At 42.9% G+C, this 3,216-nt stretch carries 4 protein-coding genes; 1 reads left to right on the forward strand and 3 read right to left on the reverse strand.

Annotated features, from left to right (window positions below):
* Window positions 1-283: 283 nt before the first annotated feature.
* Window positions 284-850: a hypothetical protein gene (locus tag JK231_RS25310; protein ID WP_211729914.1), complete on the forward strand. Its 567-nt coding sequence runs from the start codon at window positions 284-286 to the stop codon at window positions 848-850.
* Between the two features lie 386 nt (window positions 851-1,236).
* Here the strand turns inward: JK231_RS25310 and JK231_RS25315 are convergent, their stop codons facing one another.
* The 3 genes from JK231_RS25315 to JK231_RS25325 form a co-directional block, all read right to left on the reverse strand.
* Window positions 1,237-2,052, reverse strand: coding sequence for a hypothetical protein (locus tag JK231_RS25315; RefSeq protein WP_211729915.1), 816 nt, complete (start codon window positions 2,050-2,052; stop codon window positions 1,237-1,239).
* Window positions 2,053-2,275: 223 nt separating this feature from the next.
* Window positions 2,276-2,794 carry a GNAT family N-acetyltransferase gene (locus JK231_RS25320; RefSeq protein WP_211729916.1) on the reverse strand — a complete coding sequence of 173 codons (519 nt, stop codon included), beginning with the start codon at window positions 2,792-2,794 and terminating at the stop codon, window positions 2,276-2,278.
* A 239-nt stretch (window positions 2,795-3,033) separates the two neighbouring features.
* Window positions 3,034-3,216: DUF4113 domain-containing protein (locus JK231_RS25325; protein ID WP_211729917.1), on the reverse strand; the 183-nt coding region annotated here is incomplete at its 5' end.

A 3,216-nucleotide genomic window follows, 5' to 3' on the forward strand; every position in this document is an offset into this window, starting at 1 on the left:
ATCAGATGTCACCGACAGAATATGAAACCCAGTATTATCAACGGCTCGGAAGTGTCTAGATTATCCGTGGCGATTCACTGGTCAACCTCCTGTTGGTCACTCGACACGCGTTACCAGTATTGCAATCAGAAATCTCAAGTCAGCGCAGACCAAGACTTGGTCTATTCAAAAATCAGCAGAACTGCTTAACCAACTTCCGAGTTTAACTTCACTTGCCACCGGTAGGCAGACGACTTACAACCTTGCGCAAATATCGGCGATCCTCGATCCGCTTGAACTAGACATGTTAGACGGATACTTTCAATTTTTAGCCAGCCATGCTGAAAGCACTTTTATTCACTGGAACATGCGTAATGATAATTACGGCTTTTCTGCCTTGGAACATCGCTACCGCGTTCTTGGAGGAGTTCCTACTATTTTGCACGATAATCGCAAACTAGACTTGGCAAGAGAGTTAGTAACTTTGTATGGCCGCCAGTATGCTCCTCATACATCCCCTAAAGGCCGAAAAGGGCGCCTGATGAGTATAATTGAATTGAACGGAATCGCAGATAAAGATGCTCTTCAAGGAGCGGAGGAAGCTGATGCATTTGTCAACGGTGATTTTATCAAGCTTCACCAATCTACTCTCCGCAAAGTCGACGTTCTTGCCAATATATTCGATAGGGCACATCAGAAAAGCCTAATTACCAAGGCAGGCTTTATAGACAAGTACGGTGTACATCCAGTAGCACTGGTGGAACTGGTGAAGAATAGTCCTATCGTCGCTGCGCTCACTATATTTGCAACGATCGGCGTAACAATAATTAATTACGAACGCATATTCGCCTATGTGAAGGCACTGTTTTAGCTAAACAAAAGTACGCTTCTGTTAAGTCGTGTCTGCACTCAAATTGGGCTTAGAGTGGCCACAGGCGACTAAAAAAAAATCGTAAGCTTGATGCGCTATCGATCAACAAACGAGGTCTTCTTATCACTGATTTGCACACTGAGGTTTGAGTTACGTCCGCTCTTGGCATAGAGGGGAGATTAATTAACGCCATGCCAGGGGCGGAGAAATCGCCAGAATGGACGTTCAGGTTATTCGGTCCAACGCAGGTAGCACCGCTGCAGATACACCGTCGGTATCTAAACGGCAGCTATGAGCGATCAACGGATATTGTTAACAACCTTCTGTTTGAATTATCAGGGAGCAGGCCAGCACAAGCTAACTCCATTATTTATCGAATATTTTTATCAGTATGTTATTTTTGATTCAATTGCATAATTGTAATCTTCTGGGTATCTGTCGATTACTTCTTGCCATTCAACATCAGGAGATATAGAAGTAGTGTTGTTATTGGAAGCCAATAACTGCGCTGTGATATGAGGGTAGTGCTTACAATACATATTCCATGACGCATCATACTTCTTCCTAACCGATTCTATATAACTGTTATTTCTTGAACCTATATACATGTTGTTGATGTGTTCAATTTCTGGAAATATAAACCACTTTGAGTCTGTGCATTCTATTAAATCAGAAGGGAGAGGAAATCCTGAGGAACCATACTCTTCAATTTCTTCCAAGCTTTGTGTTACATAGACAAAATCAAAGTTATCATTAAATTTAAGATGTTTAAATATATGACAATGATGAGATATTTTTTTATCAATAAATAACCCAATGGCTTTCAGTTCTTTTTCGGAGTTATATGCATCAATCAGAGCGTTTCCGTAAAAGCATGGGGCGTTATTTATTTCATAGTGAGTAAAATCTCCATGTGTAATAATTGCACGAAAATAAACAGACCTTTTCGTGAGCCTATGCATAAGGTCTTTTACAAACTCACACATAAACATTATTAAGTACTTGGCGTCAGCTGAGGTATGACCTCCATCTACGTTGTATACAACGACAGTGTCAGAAAAAACAATTACCTTAAACGCATCATGCTTATGAACGTTAAGGCTAGCAATCACCTCATATAAATCGTCAATTCTTTCACTTCCTTGCTTTACTAAATCCGTAAAACCGAGAATATCTAAATAGAGAAAAAATCTTTCATTCATGATGAACCTGCGGATTTGAAAGTTGATAGAGAATACAGGTGTTTCTTATTGAATAACATTTCATCTGTTAAACATTAAAGTAGTTACTTACGCTAATTGAAAGTTGATGTAATTTCAATCTTTTCATTGCAGAGCAACAATGTTCAAAGATGCAACCTTAGTGAAAATAAAATTTCTTGATGTCCGCTTATGGCACGAAGCGGACGTTGTGTAAACATCCCCATCACGATTGATCGTGCTGGAGGCTAAGTTCATAAACTACGCAGGGCACATCGTAATGCTGTTCTATTGCTTTGTAAGTCATACCTAAGCGCTGCATCACTCGCTGAGAGGGCGTATTTTCTGGATCGGCAACAGCCACTAAATACATTGCGCCAATCTGATCAGCTGCAAAATTAATAATTGCTTTAGCCGCTTCGGTTGCATAGCCTTTGCCATTCTGTTCTGGGACGAGTCGCCAGCCAATCTCTAAGGGTTCACCCTCAACGTTTGCCAGGTATTGGAGGCACGCTGCGCCAACGATGGCCCCGGAAGCCTTCTCTTTGATAGCCCACCACGAAAATCCGTATTTGTCCCAACGGGCCTGAACACGCCTGATACTTTCCCAAGTCTCTTCAGGTGTCTTAACAATACCCTTGCTGATATAACGCATTACGCCGGAATCGTTATCCATCAACCTTAAGCCTTCGTAGTGTGAATCATGATAGGGCTCAAGCATTAAACGCGCAGTTTCTAAATTCATCTGACAAACCTCTTTCCTTGAAGATGTTAACTTTATGCCACACTCTTCATCAACATATCACGCTTTTAACAACGTCCGCTCCTGGCACACAGCAGCCGTTCAGATGTAAGGCCTCATGCCAACTAAATCTAATGGGCAGTTTTAGTTGGCGATGGTCAAGTAATCTGCAACCGGTCGTCAAGTCAAATGCAAATGGGTAGTCAAGTCAGATGCAATCGCGCAGATAGAAGCACAGATGATCATTTAATGGCCGGGATATCGCGCAGTCGCGTGGTGTAACGTGGGGACAGCATTTCGCGCTTCATCTGCCAGCTGCTGTCCTGAGCCCCCTGGCCCGCAAACCACACCTTTCCCCGGCCCGAACGGTTGATGCCGTCCAGCGCCGCCATCAGTGCGTCAGCGTTGGCGCGCGGCAGCTGCTC

Origin of the sequence: Pantoea sp. JGM49 (genome assembly GCF_018257655.1) — a bacterium.
Classification (GTDB): domain Bacteria; phylum Pseudomonadota; class Gammaproteobacteria; order Enterobacterales; family Enterobacteriaceae; genus Pantoea; species Pantoea communis.

Excerpts from the sequence above, each read along its gene's own strand:
- JK231_RS25315 (WP_211729915.1), bottom strand. The coding sequence starts at position 2,052 with ATGAATGAAAGATTTTTTCTCTATTTAGATATTCTCGGTTTTACGGAT.
- JK231_RS25320 (WP_211729916.1), bottom strand. The coding sequence starts at position 2,794 with ATGAATTTAGAAACTGCGCGTTTAATGCTTGAGCCCTATCATGATTCA.
- JK231_RS25310 (WP_211729914.1), top strand. The coding sequence starts at position 284 with ATGTTAGACGGATACTTTCAATTTTTAGCCAGCCATGCTGAAAGCACT.